Origin of the sequence: Sphingobacterium corticis (assembly GCF_042684745.1) — a bacterium.
GTDB lineage: Bacteria > Bacteroidota > Bacteroidia > Sphingobacteriales > Sphingobacteriaceae > Sphingobacterium > Sphingobacterium corticis.
Window position 1 is genome coordinate 21,336 of the sequence record NZ_JBHUMA010000003.1, and the last position, 15,715, is coordinate 37,050.

Here is a 15,715-nt window from a genome sequence, read left to right on the forward strand (position 1 = left end):
TTTGCAGCAATATGAATGATAAGTTCGATCTTACTACCTACCCAACGGGCAACGACACCTTACCATTCAGTCATCCTGTCAAATAGAGCAATGCTGTAGGTCTTCCCGAAATCCTTTATCACTAGTACAGGAAATCTTGTAACTCACATTGCTGAGTGGAGAGAACAGGATTCGAACCTGTACGAAGAAATGCTTAAGCATTGAATAGCCCTACCGAATGGACTCAACTAAGCTCTAGAAACTTCTTGAACTTCTTACACTGATCATTGCTAGCGTCTACCAATTCCGCCACCTCTCCAAATGCTCGTCTTTCCGAGCTGTCACGATTGTATTTGCATCCTTCTGAGGATATTGTTTATCCCCGCGATAACCTTAAGATGTTTAGGAGCTGCTCTATCCGCTTACAACAGCCATCACAAAATGCGGAGTGATATATTTTTATTGAACACTGGGTGTAGCGCTATCCGCCATCATTTCGCGCTTACTCTGCCCGTTTCTACGTAACCGAACAGCAGACGAAGGCTTTACACCCAGTACTCATTTATAATTTCAAAGAAAACAACCGTCGCAGATTAATAGGATGATGCAGTATCATCCATGATCGAGCATTTACGATCTCTTATTGTGTTTTGATTCACTCAACCCAACTCGTGGGTAACGGTTGTATTTTATATTTTAAAGCAAGCTAAAACACTATTACTGTGAATAGAGGCTTTATTTAATTACCGCCTGATTCGATAAACTTGCTTTTGCATAATCCCCAACCGACTACGTGTCGCTAATCTTCTCGAAGATTGGGGAAATAAGATCTATTCTTATTTCTTTTTGTGTTAAACAAAGATAATAACAACAAATTATATATACAAATATTATTATATAATTTTGATAATTATTAATTATAATTCGGTTTTGGCTTCTGTTCTTGTTTCCTCTAAAATCTGATTCAATTCTGCTTCGACATCTGAAACTTCGCCTAGCATAGTGATAGCGGTTTTACGCGAAAGCAGCTTCGCATTAACAAGTGATGTGACGTTGCCGATCAACTCTTGTTTATTGACAGGAAGAGCATCTTTGAAATTGATTGCCGGATTAACATTCTTCATTTCGCTAAGTTCTGCTTCAGAAAAACTGATCAGCATTTTTTTGATAACATTGATCCGGCGAACCAGCATTTCGTGTAAACGTTTTTGTGCTTTGTTTCCTTTCAATTGCGGCCCCATGAATAGGAGACGTAGCGCAATGCCGGACGTTCCGTTGCTCATCAGCTGGGACATCGTATTGAAACTAATATCTGGAGTATTGGTGATATCAAATTGTTCTTGCTTGAGTTTCTCAAACTCCATCTTTTTCGATTCAACCATTGCATCCGGCTGCGCGAAAGAAACACTTCCGCGTCCACCGTCCGAAGTTCCTTTGACCTGAATAACTTTAGCTACTTCTCCTTTGGATGGTAGGCTTTCCGCTTCTCCTTCTACAACCATTGCAGGATCCCCGTAGTAATCGTTAGTATCGGCAAGGTTGGAGGTATTATTTTCTTCGCGGTCGGCCAGCGGTTGGATGTCGGACCATTCCGGACGTTTCTGTGAATGATAGATGATAGGGAGGAACCCGTAACCATCCTTTGGATCAAGCTGCCATTCACCGCCATCTTCTTGTTTACCTAGCACGATTAGATCGGCAGTATAGAAATCGAAGTGAAGCGTTTTTATATCTGTGATGGGATTTGTGCTTTCGTATCTACGGCCGAATGCTACAAGCTCGTCGTGCTCATTCCAAACAGGAAAGATATCATCTCCATTCTCTTTGCACAGCAACATCATGCCCGGCTTACGCGTGCTGCCATTCAACATTGTTTCAGACCAGTACTCATCATTGGTGTAATCGTACCACAACTCCGCGCAATGTGTTTCAATCATTCGGCGCTCAACGATATCCTCTGTTTTAAATGAAAGTTTATTGTCATCCCAAACCTTTTTGATCAGTTCAAAAAACTCATTTTCTTTTTCGTTTTCTCCTGTGAAATCGAGCGTGATGCTTGATCCGCACTCAAAGAAAACCGCTGATTGAACGATTTGCTTTTGCCTTGCTAACTGGAGCCTGTTTACTTCGACTTCATCGTACTGCACGGATGTTTTCGTCTCTTGAGTGATACTATCCGTATATTCTTCCCCTTCAATTTCAAGTTTTCGTTTCTCTCTGACGGCTGGATCATTCACGTCGTGATGATAAGGATCATACTGCCGGATAGCATCAGTAACAGAGATTGTTTTTGTGCCTAGCTTAATAACCTTTTCGGACTTGCGCACAACATCATATAGCGTGTTGTAGTCGCCGTCCAGTAATTCTTTTATTTGTTCTGTTGTCATCGTCTTACTCTTCGTTTAGGAGTTCTGATTGATTGTATAGCCTGTTTAGTTTTCTGCGCAGCATTCGGATCGTTTTTCGTTAAAAAGTCGAACGCATAGCGAATCGCATCTATCGCGTGATTCCATTTGTCGATCGGTATTCCTGCCTTTTTATCATTCCAGATGTAGTTTTTGAGTTCGGTTCGTACATTTCGGCTTCGCGGAGTGTAGACGATCGTGTAATCAGCCATCTTCAATAACGAAGCGGACACAGAACCAGGCGCTTTCCAGCATGGCCGAATGTTGACCTTACCCAGCTTTTCAATATCCTTGATTAGCCGGTCCTCCGCGCTATCGCCCACAATTAGATCATTTGATTTAAGTATTCGCGATTTGTTGAGCGCGATAATCTCCTCGGTTCCTAGCTGCTTGGTGTCATAGTATTCCTCATCTACATAGATGCGTTTTTTCTTCGTGTCAACAGCAACGCGCATAAGCGTATCTGGATCGACGGAGAAACCATAATCCTGACCATAGCAGTAGTGGAGGTACTCGTTGAATTCGCCTTCTTCTTGTTTAGGAAGGATAACACCCTCTTTAATATCTGCCCAGCGACCAATAACAACGTTGGCATACTTGGTCATTTGGAACTTAGACCGGTCAAAATTTCCCTGTGCATCAGTAGCTTCTTTTATGCTTTCTTGCTTGATCTGTTCGATACGCTCAAGGAAGTTAGCAGACAGGTTTTCGACGTTGTCGAGGTAGGAGGTATGTATGTGAAGCACGTTCGGATGCGTGCTTATCTGAACATCTACGCCGTCGATCGTTTCAACTCGATGCGTGTCTTTGATATACTGCTCATAAACGAAATGACTATCATCTGTAGGGTTCATGATCAGGATAATCCTGTTCTGGATTCCCTTTTGACGGATTGAGAGCATAAGCTTCTCGTAGCTTTCAAAATCCGTCCATTCCTCCATCTCATCACCAACGAACGTCGTTAGACCTTGAATGGATTTTAGCTTGGCGGTTTGGTTTCCAGATCCGGTTTTGATACCGCGGAACATAATCGGAACGCCAGACCGTTTGTTGATGACATTGTTTTTCTTGACTGTGAAAAACTTGGTTGTACCTTCCAGATCGATCTTCTCCTGAAATTCCGGAATAACAGAATCAGCAGCCGAAGCCATCGTATAACGAGAGAAAAGAATGCTGTGACCTTTCTCAAAACTCAATCTTTCAAGGAACAGGGAACCGTTGAACGACTTTCCGCTACCACGGCCACCAGTAATGAGGATGATGAATTTCTTCTTATCCTCATAAAGCGGTATAAATGGAGATGCAACCTTTATTTTAGGACGCGTTCGACCTACTCGCCGTTTATTCGCCGTCGAAATCTTCTTCGATTTCTGTATCGTCTGAATCTTCCCCCTCGTTGTTTGCATCTAGCCAACTATCTATTGATATACTGCCATTCATGTTTATATCTTGCTCCATTTGCATTTTGGTAGCAATGTTCCACATTTCAGGTTTTTTATGTTTCAGCCACGCCATTGCAGCGCCGGTATCTGGAGGTAATTCCGTTTCGGTTTCTTGAACTACTTCGACGTTCTGATCTTCTCCATCCTCGTTAGGCATAACCACCCATTTGCGAACAGTTGTCTTAACTTTCAATCCGGTTGCCCGTTTGAATAGGGAGTTTTCAACGAGCACTTCCAATGGCTGACGACCCTTTTTAAGAGCTACGGATAATACTGTTAATTTCCCCTTTAGTTCAGAGAAGTAGTTGGCGGTCAAATCAAGCATTTCAGCTATTTGGCAGTCATCATAACCATCTCTTGCCCAGCCTTCGACTTTCAGCAGAAACATGGCATCATTATAATCATGTTTCGGATCTCTGCCCTTTTTTGCCATATTCTATATCTATTTATATCTAGTTATATTTTTGCCACGCGGTGGAGACTCGCTAATGAGTTGTGCCAACAATTAGAATCTGCTCTATTGCTTCCAATACAGCTTCATATTCGTAGCGTGTTAAAACAATTTCTCCCTTGATGTTTTCATTCATTGGACAACACGTTTTAAGAATCACTCTGGGAGTTGATTCTATGTTTTCTTTTTTCACAGCGTCCTTTTGACGAAGCGTTTCTTTTACGGATTTGATTTTACATTTGCCTATCATGATTTGTCTCATGTATTCAAGATTATCTTCGGATTGTTCTGCCATAATTTTTACGTTATTAATAAACTATTTCTACCATGTCGTCCAACGTCTCTCCTTGAATGATGTTATCAGTGGGATTGAAATTGAAGCGGTGCATAAACTGCTCTTTTGCTTTAGCAGATTTGAACAATAGTGTCACGTACGTTTCGCGATCAGCCATATCATCAATTGCCTTTTCTCGAACAGCTTCTTTTTTGGATTGGATGTCCTGCTTCTTTTCGGCTGGAGATTTGACCTTTTCAAGCTCGCGCATTGTTTCGAATGGATCAACATCATCCGCGATATCGGTCGACGATGGTAATTCTATACCAGCAAGCTGCAAGTCAAATGTGTCCAATCCCGCTAGATCGTAGTCAATATCCGTGATCATCCGTGCAAGCAGATCGTTATCTGTTTCGCCCTGCGCGCTTTTGTTATTTAAGAATAGGTTTTGTTCTTTCTCTTCTTTGATGGAAAGTTTGACTTTTTCGACAGTCAAGACGTAGTCGTTTTTGTTTTCGTCTGGCGAATAGCCATGGAGTTCGTCCAAAATCTTAACCTTTTGGTGACCGCCGACAATGTTTCGCGTGGTTTCGTTCCATACGATGCCGCCCATCACACCTAAGCGTTTGATATTAGCTTTGAGCTTCTTTTTCGCGGACTCGCTTATCTTTCGCGGATTGTAGTCGGCGAAGGATATTTCGGATCGTTGAATTTGAACCGATTCAGATGATATGTATTTACTTAGCTGCATGCTGTTGATCGTATTGATATAGTATTACTTCGCTCATAGGGTAGGCTGCTATTATTTTTGCATAATCCTGGGGAAAACGTTTGCGGAGAAATAGCAAGCATTCGACATTGAAGCCAATCCCGTTACTTGCCTTTTTGCCGTAAACGATCGGGGAGGGAAGGTTATGGCTTTTGATATATGTCAATACCTCGCCGTTTTTCCAAAGGCTAAGCGGATACGCCTTTTTTGTTTTCTCGTTGATACCTTCGAGTTCATAACCCATAAGCATAACGCGACGATGAAGACTGTCGGCTTTCTTCATTCCGAAAAAAGACCATTCAATCCCGGTTTCTGCTCTTACCTCGTCATCGATATCCTTTAGTTTTTTAAGCTTAACACTTTTGTCCGGTATACAGTATGTACCAGACTTGTGAATGAAAGTAAGGTTCCAATGAGGCTTCTGGATGATCCGGACGTTCGGATATCTAACTTCGATATCTTTCAAGTAAATTTCGACGTGGTCCAGTCCTTTAACGAAATACATGAATACGCATACAACTTCATCAAACTCTTTTGACATAAGATCCAGTAGCGCGATGCTGTCCTTTCCACAGCTGTAAAAAAGTATAGCACGATTAGTCTGTTTGCTAACCGTGCTGATAACTTGTTTTGCGTGCTGAATGATGTTCATACGTACTAGCCAGATGCCATGCCGAAAGCTCTACGCATATCGCCATATCGCTGACGGCGGTTGATAAATCTACCATTTCGCCCTACGGTGCCACCACTAGAGTTTGAAGCTGCACGCATTCCCCCTCGATAGTTGGAAGTAGCATTTGTTGTTCTTCGTCTCATTCTATAAAATTTAGTTAACTAATGACTTTGCCTAATTCATAACGAATAAGTGCGGCTGTGTAAGTTTCGCCGTTATGATCATAAGTAACTTCTTCTTTCGTTTCCTCGTCGTAGAGGATGATTGTGTAGCTCTCTTTCACTTCGACAATCATCTTTTCTCTAGTTCCTTTGTAGGCGCCAGTCAAGAAAGTGATCGTGTCGTAGTGACGAGTTATCGGCTCGTTATCTTCATTCTCTAAAACAAATCCTTCATCATCGACTTCGCAATATCTCGCGATGTTGTTAGGTCTGATTTCTCGCTCTTCAAACGTTTTTTTACCAGACTTGATCTGATCAAAATAGGTTTGTTTGATTGAAAGCGTTAAGTTACTCATGATGGTATAAAATTAATGGTTAAGAAATTGGTGACGTATTTTGTAATACTATATAAAGTACACATATTATTTTGTGCGCAAAAAAAGAATAGAGCCGATTGATGGCTCTATCCTGTATGTTCGTAATTTTTAAGCCCAAAGCTTTTGAGCTAATTGAAGTTTTTTCGTCAGCTCGTTAACATCTTTCTTCGCATAGGTCAATGAAAACGAGTGTGACCTTTCAACCTTTCCAGATTTCATATCTTCGTGAAGCTTCTTCGCTTGCTCAAGTTTAAACTCGTAAAAATCCAAACTTTCGGGCATAGACAAGTTGATGTCATTTGCTTTCTTTTCCCAATATTCAGCACGTTGATCGTACTCTTCAGCTTTGTCAGCAAATTTGACGGCGTTAGCCATCCGGTTATGATTTCGTTCTATGAGTGCGCGGTGTCTCTTTTCGCTATGGTGGCCGATTTTAATAGGCTCTGCTAAAGCGAGAAAATCTCTACCTTCTTGAGATGCTTCGTAATAATGGTTGCTCTTGCTGGTAGCGTTGCTACTTGCTGATATTAGGCGGTCGGCTTTATTCTTTGCGCGCTGTTGTGTGTTGAAGCCATCTGCGCGAGTAATCGAGTAGTAATAATGGCCATCCTTTTCAAAAACGAAGTTGTGAACTTCACTTTCGTTCTCTTTTCCGTATTTTGTAGTGACGTTAATGATCGAGCCTTTTTCGTGCTGTTCGGTGCACTTTGCTACGAAAACATTAGGGCAAAATTCAGCGTATGTGTTCATATCTTCTGTGTGTGTTACTTTACACAAAGATATAAACTAAAAACTATATATAATAATATTATATTATATAATTATTAATTATAATTTGCTTATTCTTGGTCGATAAACTTTGTAAGGTCATCTTTTAGCGAAAGTAACGCCTTACGTGCAGCGTCCTCGTCACGGGGTAAAATTCTTTGCTTTCCAGATCCAACTTGCAACTCGGATAATTTATTTGACAATTTTGTCTTGGCAGTATTCTGCGTTAAATTTGGATACATGTGGTATGATATACCAACCATATTCAACTTGTCGCGATGTTTTTCGATCAACTCTTTAAATGTCATGCACAAATATATACATATATTATTATATCGGAGCTTGTTGATCAAAAGTGTGAGCGATTTTGTGAGCAGTTCAGGTACTTGGTTTTATAAACATATATAAATCAGCTTTTAATGTTAGTAATTCGTAGCCTGCTCCCCGCTACGAAAAAAGCTTGTCGAAAGACAAGCTTTTTTGTTTTTAAACAACTTATTTCTTCTGAGGTTATTTTGTTTTACGAGGATGCTGTTTTAGCGAAAAAGCAATCAGATTTTTATTACTTAATTGTGTGCAGTTTTTTTGAGCAGAAGTAAGTATATAGTCGATTGACAATATGGTCTTTCGATTTATGGCGAGTAGGATTTTATTTTATTCTTCGAGCTACAAAATATCCTTCGATAAAAATATTTGAATATCGCTCAACAGTGTAAAAAGTAAGTTGTTTCCCCTCAATTTTATATCTTTCAAAATTTATCGCGTACGGCTCATCTTCTCCAACTTCAGTTAAAGTTAGGCTAAGCGTTGTGTCATCTTTTTTAGTGTACCTTCCAGTTTCTCTATGAGATGAAAGTGTGTCATTAAGCATACTGTAAATGATTATATCTACTTTCCCATCATCGGAGAACGTGACAATGGATGGTTTTCCTAGTTTTTCGTGATCTGTGACATCGGTGCTAGTATCACCGTCTTCATTAACGGAGAATGTGGAAGTCAACAATTGCCATTCGCCTACAATGGTATTGCTCTCTTCAATAGTTTGTGTAGAATCGTCTTTCCCGCAGGAAAATAGTGTCAATGTGAAAACAGCGATAGTAGCCGTTAGATAACAGATTTTGTTCATGTTAATAAAATGTATAGTTAGAAATGTTTAGTGCTCAGATTGACGTGAGTTTCTTAATCGCGAAAATGTAAATTGTATTAGCACTTGTCACTAATTCTGATCAACCGGCACGTCCTTCAATAAAACTGCTAAGCCGACGAGTCCACCTAAAATACCGATTGTGCCGAAAACTGCGCCGGATTTGCTCGCTACGCTCGTCCCAGACATATCTGCTCGGGTATCCAACAAACTATGGAGTCGATTCTTACTGGCTTGACGAATTTGCATCAACTCGGATGCATAAAATGTTTGTACGTTACTTGCACTTGCCATAAGTTGATTTTCTTTGTTTAGCACTTCATAGCTAATATGGCTCCGTATTTTCAAAGGTGAATTGTTTAATCCATATTGCATGGTATAGGTCGGATAAAATTGGTCAAATAAAAATATTTGACCTTTATTTCCTGTGAAATTTTCTTTGAATAGGTTTCTCACATCGTCAGCAAGATTGATGTATGTTCCCTCGAGAAATGATTGCGCAGGAATGAATAATCTATCTCGTTCATTTTGAATGGAAGCACTAAAATCACCAGACATAGTCGTGTACCGCGATCGATCGCGATTATTGCCGTTCGCCCATGTGATGGCGTCCCCCGTAATGCGACCTTGAACAAATGAAGTGCCGTTCAAATAGCCTCTAGTTTCTCCATTTATTACTACAGCAGATTTTTCCAAATCAATCATCAGTGATTGATCGCTGTAGTTTTCTAAACGAATTCGAATTGATCCGTCGTGATTGTTGAAACTGTAGGAAACGCCAAGCGTGTCGCCACCGCTATAAAATGTACTGTCTGGATAACGCTTGTGCATACCGTCGCTTTGCATGGTAGCCACGTATTGCGTGGAACATCCAACGCATAGTAACAATAATAGACTTAAGATGCTTCCTGCAAATTGAAGAGTCGGTTTCATAGCGTAGTTAGTTGATAGAATAGCTGATTGTGTTACTTCACAAGATAGCAATATTCGTCAAATTTCCCAATATTATTCCGTCTATAAAGGCGAAAATTTGTTTACGATCTCTTCAGCAGAATAGGTAACATTTGATCCTGAAATATAGAAAATGTTCGTTTGTTCGTTGAACCGTAAACTTTGTTGCGGCACCTGAAGAAATTCAGCTAACTGTTTTTTTAAATCGTCAATACGGTAGAGGCGATCGCCAACGATTACTTTGCCTTTGAGTAGCTGTGCGTTTTTGTTATTAGATTCTGATTCAAACAAAGAACGTCCAAAGAGGTAACTAATTATAATTTTAAGCATTTGTCAACAATAGGTTAATCTAATATACCTATTGTTGACAAATTATCTGTAATTAATTTACATTGACGTCTACTTTATTTTTATAGTAGATCGCGTGTAGTCCCATGTGTTCGTTAGTGGATACGGCAACGGTTATTTTTTTATCGTACGACTCAAAAAGATAGGTGTTTTGTACCACCCCTGTAAGTCGGTAATTTTCCGCATAGAAGCGTGCGACATCAGTAGCAATAGTCGTTATATCAATATTGAAAACAACAATACAGGATTGTAAAATACCATCTTTGAAGCCATAAATCACTTCCTTCTCTTTGGGGCAAAAACCAGCGTACAACATAGCATTACCACTATCTTTTAACAATGTTCTTGATTCATATAGAAGTACATGTTTCTTACCATATCCAAACTTCATTTCGGGCTCTTGGATACTCTTTGCTCTAATCTCTCCCAACACCCTAGGTAGCTGGAGTAATTTGTTTGGCTCTTTTAATCCCATGATGCTTAACTTTTATTCTTTCTCCCCCGATAAAGAATGTGACTAATTTGTTGATCGTACTGCTAAATATATAAAATTTGGTTTAGTTGTCTTTTTGCCAATTGTTATTTTACAAATCTATATAAAACAGTTTTAAATTTTATATTTCACAAGTCGTACTGCATTGGGTAGTAAACTCAAAATCTGTGCTAAAACGCTTTTTCAGTATTAGTCAACCGTTTGCGTAAATTCAAACTCATTCGCGAAAATGTAGTGTTTAGCTGACATAATAGCTAAGATTTCAACATAGCTCGAGTAATCTTTTACTGTTACCTGTTTAGCGGAGTTGGCTCTCCGAAATGGTATTTTGATTTAAATTTGGATGCAGTTGTTCTCACAGAGGTTAAACGATAATCAGTGCATGCGAAAAGCAAAAGAAGCATCGATGATAGTTTTGCTGCAATTTGTCAATCGAAAGTTTAGCATCGTGTCTAACTAATTGGAAGCTGCAAGCAAGGTGTGCATTTTTAAGCTAATAGGAACCTGTTGCCCTAATTTTAGCTATCAATATATTTTAGGCGGTGAGTATAACGTTTAAGCAATGAAGTTGACAGCTTCAGTCATTATTTTGCGTTATTTCTACTTTTTATTAACGATTATTGCTCTCAAATTAAATAAGAACCTATGAATTGGATAGCATTGATTTTTGCAGGTATTTTCGAGATTGGCTGGCCTATTGGTTTGAAGATGGCTCAAAACCCCGGTCTAAATAAGCTTCCTTGGATAATGATGTCCATTCTTTCCTTAGCTGTTAGCGGTTCGCTATTGTACTTTGCACAGAAGTCGATCCCGATTGGTACAGCTTATGCTGTTTGGACGGGAATAGGAGCGGTGGGAACGCTGTTTGTTGGCATACTGTTCTTTCAAGATTCGGCCAGTTTGCCGCGGATGCTATCCGCTTTATTGATCGTGGTGGGTATTATTGGTCTAAAGATATTCTAGACGAGTAAGTATGCTTACAAACGAAGAAAGGCACATCTAATCAGATGTGCCTTTCTTGTATACTTACAAAAAAGTGGTGTTATGCACCCAATTGTACGCGTTTGAAAGCTGTAACTGTCAAACCTTTTGATACGCTATCTAAGAATTGAGCGATAGATTTAGATGAATCTTTCACGAACTCTTGGTTCAACAACGTATTGTCTTTGTAGAATTTGTTCAATTTACCAGAAGCGATTTTTTCAACCATTTCTTCTGGTTTACCTTCCGCACGGATTTGATCTTTAGCAATCTCCAACTCACGCTCGATCGTTTTAGAATCAACACCATCTTTATCGATAGCTACTGGATTCATTGCAGCAATTTGCATAGCCACATCTTTACCAGCTTCTTCTACACCAGCAGCATCAGCTGATAAGCCAACTAATACACCTAAACGGTAGTTACCGTGGATGTAAGCAACAACTTTATCCGCAGCTACCAATTCGTATTTAGAAACATCGATTTTCTCACCGATGACGCCAGTTTGCTCGATTAGGTATTCAGCTACTTGACGACCATCTAATTCCAAACCTTTCAATTCTTCCAAAGAAGCAGGTTGGCTATTCAATGCTAAATCAGCGATTTTTTCCGCGAAAGCGATGAAGTCAGCATTTTTAGCAACGAAGTCAGTTTCACAATTAACTTCAACTACGATACCTGATTTACCATCAGCAGTAGATTTAGCAATGATAACACCTTCGTTAGAATCACGGTCTTGACGGCTAGCTGCAACTTTAGCACCTTTTTTACGAAGGTAATCTACTGCTGCTTCGAAATCGCCATTAGCTTCTACTAATGCTTTTTTACAATCCATCATACCTGCGCCGGTTTGTTGACGCAATTTGTTTACATCTGATGCAGAAATTTGTACTGACATGATATGTTTATTTTTTGAGTTTTGTTCTGTTAAGCGCCAACAAAATCGTTTATTGATGTAAACTGAATGTTAGCCCTGTGATAAATAAGTAAAAACCGGAGAGCCAAGCTAGTTTAAAGAAGCGGAAGCTTCCAGAAACGAGCACTTGTCTGTCCGGCTTTTGTCGGTAGAATATTATTCTACGTCTTTAGCTTTACGAGTGCGTTTTCCAGCAGCTGCATCTTCAGCAACTTCTGCGCCATTGTCGATAGCTGCTTTAGAAGCTGCTGCTTCTTTTTCAGCCTCATCTTCTTTATCGCGTTTACGCTCATCAAGACCTTCTTGGATTGCTTTTCCAATTACTTCTGCAATAAGGTTGATCGACTTAGTCGCGTCATCATTCGCAGGGATTGGGAAATCAATGTTCGTAGGATCAGAGTTTGTATCTACCATCGCGAAAGTAGGAATGTTTAATTTCATTGCCTCGGCAACAGCGATGTGCTCTTTCTTAACGTCTACGATGAATAATGCAGCAGGAAGACGGTTTAGGTCAGCGATACCTCCTAAAAGGTTCTCTAACTTGATACGCTCACGCTGAATCATTAATTTTTCTTTCTTAGATAATACGTCGTAAGTACCGTCTTTTTGCATCTTGTCGATGTTAGACATCTTCTTGATAGACTTACGTACTGTAGCGAAGTTGGTAAGCATACCACCTAACCAACGCTCTGTAACGAAAGGCATGCTAACATCTTTTGCTTGTTGAGCAATGATCTCTTTAGCTTGTTTTTTCGTTGCTACGAATAATACTTTACGACCTGATTTTACGATTTGTTTGATAGCTGAAGCAGCTTCTTCTAATTTCGTAAGGGTTTTGTTCAAGTCAATGATGTGGATGCCATTACGCTCCATGAAAATGTACTTAGACATTTTCGGATCCCATTTACGGGTAAGGTGACCAAAGTGCACACCTGCATCCAATAAATCTTGATATGTTGTTCTTGCCATTTTGTGATCCTCCTTTGATTAACGTTTACTGAATTGGAATCTTCTACGTGCTTTGCGACGTCCTGGTTTCTTACGCTCAACCATACGGTCATCACGCGTCATCAATCCTTTAGCACGTAAAGCAGGTTTTACTTCCGGGTCTAATTCTACCAATGCTTTAGCGATTGCAAGACGAACAGCTTCTGCTTGTCCTTTAACGCCTCCACCTTGTACGTTTACTTTAACATCAAAGTTAGCCAATGACTCCGCTACGTTCAATGCTTGCGTAGCGATGTATTGCAATGGCAATGTTGGAAAATATACCGTGTAGTCTTTACCGTTCACAGTAATGTTTCCGCTACCAGCAGCTAAGTAGATGCGGGCAACAGCAGTTTTTCTTCTACCTGAAGTGTTAGTTGTTGACATAATGTATCTCCTTAAAATTTAACGATTTTTGGATTTTGAGCTTCGTGTTTGTGCTCAGGACCTGCATATACAAATAGGTTTCTGAACAATTCACGACCCAAACGATTCTTAGGAAGCATACCACGTACCGCTTTCTCGATGATGCGCTCTGGGTGCTTCGCCATTAATTCTTTTGGAGAAACAAAACGTTGACCACCTGGGTAGCCTGTGTAGCGAACATATACTTTGTCGCCCAATTTGTTTCCTGTCAACTTAATTTTGTCTGCGTTGATAACGATCACATTATCGCCACAGTCTACGTGTGGGGTAAATGTAGGCTTGTGTTTACCACGGATTACTTTCGCAATCTGGCTTGCCAAGCGCCCCAAAATCTCTCCTTCAGCGTCAACAACGATCCATTCCTTGTTCACGGTGTTTTTGTTAGCAGAGACAGTTTTGTAACTTAACGTATTCACTTGCTTTTGTTTTTATAAATTAATTGATAATTATTCCTTTTTGTACTCACTACAATAAGGTCTGCAAAAGTAGAAATTATTTTGGTAATAAACAACTCATTATTTATTATGGTAAGTTATTGTTAAACATCAACTTCTACTATCGCTCTCCATTGTGGTGATCGCGCCACACAGTGAGAAAATTTTTTTCCTTTTTTTTGATGCGTGTTGTATAGTTCTGACAATTTTCTTATTTTCATCAGACATTTACAACCAATAGAACTTTGCCTTTATAAGATACTGGCGGATTCGAAACTAGATAATGTGTGAGGCTCGATGCATTTCGAAATCTCTTTTTGTAACCAGTTTTGTTATAAACCAATTCCCAAGTGCTATGAAGTATTTATTAAGCGTCTTATGCCTTGTGTTATTTTCTCAACAATTATTTGCACAAGGTTCTTCAGAGTATGGATCTGGACTTAAGCTCGATCTTAACGAGGATGGGTCGAAGTATGTACGATTTATTTTGTGGAACCAAATATGGGCACGATCAACTCAGCAAAATCCAGGCTCCAGTATAAATGGAGAATCCGCCGAAAGTAGTTTCGATTTTGGGAATCGCCGTTTACGCTTTCTAGCCTACGCGCAAATATCTCCACGTTATATGGTAGTTACGCACGTAGGAATCAACAATCAAACGTTCGCCAACGGTGGCGCGGCCGGCTCTCAGGGTACCGGTGGATATGGTGCTGGAAAAAAGCCCGGTTTGTTCTTCCACGATGCTTGGAATGAATACGCTATTGTATTGCCGCAAAAAGATAGGAAATTTAGCTTATCTGTGGGTGGCGGATTGCATTATTATATGGGGTTGTCTAGAATGACAATGACTTCTACATTGAACTTCTTGGCGGCGGATGCGCCTATTTTCAATTGGCCATTAATAGACAATTCCGATCAGTTCGCACGACAAATGGGGGTTTTCGCAAAAGGTAAGTATGGCAAGTTGGAATATCGCTTCAGTTTAAATAAGCCGTTTGCTACAAACCTAACGCCGACCGATGTTGCGCAACAAGATTTGGCTATTGCTGTAGATCACAACGGAAATACAAAATTATCGAAAGCTGGCTACGTTGAGTACCAGTTCTTCGATACGGAATCGAATTTGCTGCCTTATAAAGTTGGATCATATTTAGGAACAAAGAAAGTTTTTAATATCGGTGCGGGTTTCTACAATGCGCCAGATGCAACGCGCAGTTCCGTGGCGGGGAATGTGAGTAAGCACGATATGCGTTTGTATTCCGTAGATGCATTTTTAGACTTGCCAATTGGTTCGCCCGAGTTGAAAGGAGCATTCACGGCCTACTCCGCATTTTACAACTATAATATGGGACCAAATTATCTGAGAAATATTGGGATTATGAATATAGCCACCAACGACGAAAATTTTACTGGATCGCGTGCGTTGGCAGGACCGGGAAACGCGCAACCAACGATTGGCACAGGAAACATTTGGTACACCCAAGCCGGTTATTTAATTCCGACTGCAAAAGAAAATCCAAAAGTGCGCTTGCAACCGTTTGGTGCGTACACGTATAAGGATTTCGAACAATTGCAAGCGCCAAGTTCCCAATTTGACATTGGCGCTAACTTGTTTTTAGACGGACATCATGCGAAGATTACCGGGCAATATTCTACTCGTCCAATTTATCGCGGTATCGGAGATCGAAATGGATCGAAAGGTGAGTTTCTTCTTCAATTACATATCTACTTATAAT

20 protein-coding genes and 1 tRNA gene are annotated in these 15,715 nt (G+C 40.1%); 2 read left to right on the forward strand and 19 right to left on the reverse strand.

Translation table 11 applies throughout. From position 1 onward, the window contains the following. Positions 1-156: 156 nt before the first annotated feature. The 15 genes from ACFSQ3_RS00145 to ACFSQ3_RS00215 form a co-directional block, all read right to left on the reverse strand. Positions 157-298 (reverse strand) — tRNA-OTHER (locus tag ACFSQ3_RS00145). 598 nt (positions 299-896) lie between these two features. Beyond that, on the reverse strand, positions 897-2,366 hold the full coding sequence (locus ACFSQ3_RS00150; RefSeq protein WP_380866439.1) for a phage portal protein: 1,470 nt from the start codon (positions 2,364-2,366) through the stop codon (positions 897-899). After that, positions 2,363-3,790, reverse strand: a complete 1,428-nt coding sequence (locus tag ACFSQ3_RS00155) for a PBSX family phage terminase large subunit (protein ID WP_380866441.1) — start codon at positions 3,788-3,790, stop codon at positions 2,363-2,365. Before ACFSQ3_RS00155 ends, ACFSQ3_RS00150 begins: the two co-directional genes overlap by 4 nt. Further along, complete coding sequence (locus tag ACFSQ3_RS00160) at positions 3,726-4,259, reverse strand: hypothetical protein (protein WP_380866442.1); 534 nt, start codon at positions 4,257-4,259, stop codon at positions 3,726-3,728. The genes ACFSQ3_RS00155 and ACFSQ3_RS00160 overlap by 65 nt, the downstream gene beginning before the upstream one ends. Before the next feature lie 52 nt (positions 4,260-4,311). Then, positions 4,312-4,572 carry a hypothetical protein gene (locus tag ACFSQ3_RS00165; RefSeq protein WP_380866444.1) on the reverse strand — a complete coding sequence of 87 codons (261 nt, stop codon included), beginning with the start codon at positions 4,570-4,572 and terminating at the stop codon, positions 4,312-4,314. Positions 4,573-4,585: 13 nt separating this feature from the next. Further along, positions 4,586-5,302, reverse strand: a complete 717-nt coding sequence (locus ACFSQ3_RS00170; RefSeq protein ID WP_380866445.1) for a hypothetical protein — start codon at positions 5,300-5,302, stop codon at positions 4,586-4,588. Beyond that, positions 5,289-5,972, reverse strand: coding sequence for a phosphoadenosine phosphosulfate reductase domain-containing protein (locus tag ACFSQ3_RS00175; RefSeq protein WP_380866447.1), 684 nt, complete (start codon positions 5,970-5,972; stop codon positions 5,289-5,291). The genes ACFSQ3_RS00170 and ACFSQ3_RS00175 overlap by 14 nt, the downstream gene beginning before the upstream one ends. 5 nt (positions 5,973-5,977) lie before the next feature. Further along, entirely contained in the window at positions 5,978-6,136 is a 159-nt protein-coding gene (locus tag ACFSQ3_RS00180) for a hypothetical protein (RefSeq protein ID WP_380866449.1), read from the reverse strand. A 14-nt stretch (positions 6,137-6,150) separates the two neighbouring features. Beyond that, positions 6,151-6,510: a hypothetical protein gene (locus tag ACFSQ3_RS00185; protein WP_380866451.1), complete on the reverse strand. Its 360-nt coding sequence runs from the start codon at positions 6,508-6,510 to the stop codon at positions 6,151-6,153. A 129-nt stretch (positions 6,511-6,639) separates the two neighbouring features. Next, positions 6,640-7,281 (reverse strand): DUF3560 domain-containing protein, encoded by a 642-nt coding sequence (locus ACFSQ3_RS00190; RefSeq protein ID WP_380866453.1) that lies wholly within the window; start codon positions 7,279-7,281, stop codon positions 6,640-6,642. A gap of 89 nt (positions 7,282-7,370) precedes the next feature. Continuing rightward, entirely contained in the window at positions 7,371-7,607 is a 237-nt protein-coding gene (locus ACFSQ3_RS00195; protein WP_380866455.1) for a hypothetical protein, read from the reverse strand. A 341-nt stretch (positions 7,608-7,948) separates the two neighbouring features. Next, complete coding sequence (locus tag ACFSQ3_RS00200; protein ID WP_380866457.1) at positions 7,949-8,425, reverse strand: DUF5004 domain-containing protein; 477 nt, start codon at positions 8,423-8,425, stop codon at positions 7,949-7,951. Positions 8,426-8,515: 90 nt separating this feature from the next. Next, positions 8,516-9,376, reverse strand: a complete 861-nt coding sequence (locus tag ACFSQ3_RS00205) for a hypothetical protein (RefSeq protein WP_380866459.1) — start codon at positions 9,374-9,376, stop codon at positions 8,516-8,518. Positions 9,377-9,457: 81 nt separating this feature from the next. Beyond that, positions 9,458-9,724, reverse strand: a complete 267-nt coding sequence (locus tag ACFSQ3_RS00210; protein WP_380866461.1) for a hypothetical protein — start codon at positions 9,722-9,724, stop codon at positions 9,458-9,460. A 52-nt stretch (positions 9,725-9,776) separates the two neighbouring features. Next, a complete protein-coding gene (locus ACFSQ3_RS00215) occupies positions 9,777-10,217 on the reverse strand; it encodes a hypothetical protein (RefSeq protein WP_380866462.1) in 441 nt (146 codons plus the stop codon). 663 nt (positions 10,218-10,880) lie between these two features. On the opposite strand from ACFSQ3_RS00215, the gene ACFSQ3_RS00220 reads away from it, so the two are divergent. Next, on the forward strand, positions 10,881-11,198 hold the full coding sequence (locus tag ACFSQ3_RS00220) for a DMT family transporter (protein ID WP_380866464.1): 318 nt from the start codon (positions 10,881-10,883) through the stop codon (positions 11,196-11,198). 79 nt (positions 11,199-11,277) lie between these two features. On the opposite strand, the gene tsf is transcribed toward ACFSQ3_RS00220, so the two are convergent. From tsf to rplM, 4 genes are all read right to left on the reverse strand, one after another. Then, positions 11,278-12,114: a translation elongation factor Ts gene (tsf, locus tag ACFSQ3_RS00225; RefSeq protein WP_380866466.1), complete on the reverse strand. Its 837-nt coding sequence runs from the start codon at positions 12,112-12,114 to the stop codon at positions 11,278-11,280. A gap of 174 nt (positions 12,115-12,288) precedes the next feature. Continuing rightward, a complete protein-coding gene (gene rpsB, locus ACFSQ3_RS00230) occupies positions 12,289-13,101 on the reverse strand; it encodes a 30S ribosomal protein S2 (protein ID WP_380866468.1) in 813 nt (270 codons plus the stop codon). 18 nt (positions 13,102-13,119) lie between these two features. Continuing rightward, positions 13,120-13,506 (reverse strand): 30S ribosomal protein S9, encoded by a 387-nt coding sequence (gene rpsI / locus ACFSQ3_RS00235; protein ID WP_380866470.1) that lies wholly within the window; start codon positions 13,504-13,506, stop codon positions 13,120-13,122. Between the two features lie 11 nt (positions 13,507-13,517). After that, positions 13,518-13,961, reverse strand: a complete 444-nt coding sequence (gene rplM, locus ACFSQ3_RS00240) for a 50S ribosomal protein L13 (RefSeq protein ID WP_380866472.1) — start codon at positions 13,959-13,961, stop codon at positions 13,518-13,520. 373 nt (positions 13,962-14,334) lie between these two features. Between rplM and ACFSQ3_RS00245 the strand changes: the two genes are divergently transcribed. Further along, complete coding sequence (locus tag ACFSQ3_RS00245) at positions 14,335-15,714, forward strand: hypothetical protein (protein ID WP_380866473.1); 1,380 nt, start codon at positions 14,335-14,337, stop codon at positions 15,712-15,714. Position 15,715 lies beyond the last annotated feature (1 nt).

Coding starts and splice junctions, on each gene's coding strand:
- ACFSQ3_RS00150 (WP_380866439.1), bottom strand. CDS start 2,366: ATGACAACAGAACAAATAAAAGAATTACTGGACGGCGACTACAACACG.
- ACFSQ3_RS00155 (WP_380866441.1), bottom strand. CDS start 3,790: ATGCAAACAACGAGGGGGAAGATTCAGACGATACAGAAATCGAAGAAG.
- ACFSQ3_RS00160 (WP_380866442.1), bottom strand. CDS start 4,259: ATGGCAAAAAAGGGCAGAGATCCGAAACATGATTATAATGATGCCATG.
- ACFSQ3_RS00165 (WP_380866444.1), bottom strand. CDS start 4,572: ATGGCAGAACAATCCGAAGATAATCTTGAATACATGAGACAAATCATG.
- ACFSQ3_RS00170 (WP_380866445.1), bottom strand. CDS start 5,302: ATGCAGCTAAGTAAATACATATCATCTGAATCGGTTCAAATTCAACGA.
- ACFSQ3_RS00175 (WP_380866447.1), bottom strand. CDS start 5,972: ATGAACATCATTCAGCACGCAAAACAAGTTATCAGCACGGTTAGCAAA.
- ACFSQ3_RS00180 (WP_380866449.1), bottom strand. CDS start 6,136: ATGAGACGAAGAACAACAAATGCTACTTCCAACTATCGAGGGGGAATG.
- ACFSQ3_RS00185 (WP_380866451.1), bottom strand. CDS start 6,510: ATGAGTAACTTAACGCTTTCAATCAAACAAACCTATTTTGATCAGATC.
- ACFSQ3_RS00190 (WP_380866453.1), bottom strand. CDS start 7,281: ATGAACACATACGCTGAATTTTGCCCTAATGTTTTCGTAGCAAAGTGC.
- ACFSQ3_RS00195 (WP_380866455.1), bottom strand. CDS start 7,607: ATGACATTTAAAGAGTTGATCGAAAAACATCGCGACAAGTTGAATATG.
- ACFSQ3_RS00200 (WP_380866457.1), bottom strand. CDS start 8,425: ATGAACAAAATCTGTTATCTAACGGCTACTATCGCTGTTTTCACATTG.
- ACFSQ3_RS00205 (WP_380866459.1), bottom strand. CDS start 9,376: ATGAAACCGACTCTTCAATTTGCAGGAAGCATCTTAAGTCTATTATTG.
- ACFSQ3_RS00210 (WP_380866461.1), bottom strand. CDS start 9,724: ATGCTTAAAATTATAATTAGTTACCTCTTTGGACGTTCTTTGTTTGAA.
- ACFSQ3_RS00215 (WP_380866462.1), bottom strand. CDS start 10,217: ATGGGATTAAAAGAGCCAAACAAATTACTCCAGCTACCTAGGGTGTTG.
- ACFSQ3_RS00220 (WP_380866464.1), top strand. CDS start 10,881: ATGAATTGGATAGCATTGATTTTTGCAGGTATTTTCGAGATTGGCTGG.
- tsf (WP_380866466.1), bottom strand. CDS start 12,114: ATGTCAGTACAAATTTCTGCATCAGATGTAAACAAATTGCGTCAACAA.
- rpsB (WP_380866468.1), bottom strand. CDS start 13,101: ATGGCAAGAACAACATATCAAGATTTATTGGATGCAGGTGTGCACTTT.
- rpsI (WP_380866470.1), bottom strand. CDS start 13,506: ATGTCAACAACTAACACTTCAGGTAGAAGAAAAACTGCTGTTGCCCGC.
- ACFSQ3_RS00245 (WP_380866473.1), top strand. CDS start 14,335: ATGAAGTATTTATTAAGCGTCTTATGCCTTGTGTTATTTTCTCAACAA.